The sequence below is a fragment of the Psychrobacter sp. 1Y4 genome (genome assembly GCF_051847555.1).
Genome location: NZ_JBPYDE010000629.1, coordinates 1 through 672, shown reverse-complemented (window position 1 = coordinate 672; position 672 = coordinate 1). Strand labels below are relative to the sequence as shown.

General features: G+C 35.0%; 1 protein-coding gene. It reads right to left on the bottom strand.

What is annotated here, in order from left to right; all coding sequences use genetic code 11:
- Nucleotides 1-283: hypothetical protein (locus tag ACS8FC_RS17990; RefSeq protein WP_102093213.1), on the bottom strand; the 283-nt coding region annotated here is incomplete at its 3' end.
- Between the last annotated feature and the right edge of the window lie 389 nt (nt 284-672).

Sequence of the window (672 nt, the reverse complement as noted above, 5' to 3'; positions counted from 1 at the left end):
ACTTATCGCTACCATATTTGTTAATAAAGTATTTTTCAGACTGTAGATGTTGATCTTTGTGTTCAATCTCACAAGCCACTCTAGCATCGATATAGCTTTTCATTTGGGCGCTAGAAAGCTGAGCATCGTTATGATCCAAGTTTTTTGCAAAGTCAGTAACAGCGTCGCAGTTATTGATGATTGAAGTACTTAGATCAGTAGTATGCGCATTAGCAGTAGTAATACCTATAAGTACAGATACCGATAGCAATACTACTTTTTTGAATGAACCGTGAATTTTCATATAAAACCTCTTTTGTAAGTTATTAGGCGTTTAAATTGATTACCTGTGAAAATAATTCGTAGTAGCTAGATATTAGGAACGAGCAACTATGTTTCATTCATATAGATTAGCAAAAGAAGACTGACAATCTGATTACGAGCACATGACATTTTTGTCAGTTACAAAACGTTTTTGTCATCTATATTGATTAGGATGTCAAATAATCATAATCGTGTTGAGGGGTTACTATGAAAATACTACTGGTAGAAGATGAGTTGAAACTAGGCGAGTATATAAAAAAAGGCTTAACCGAAGCTGGATTTATTGTTGATCATCACCTAACCGGTCTAGATGGCTATCATGCATTGATGACAGAAGAGTTTAGCGTGATCCTAATGGATGTGATGCTG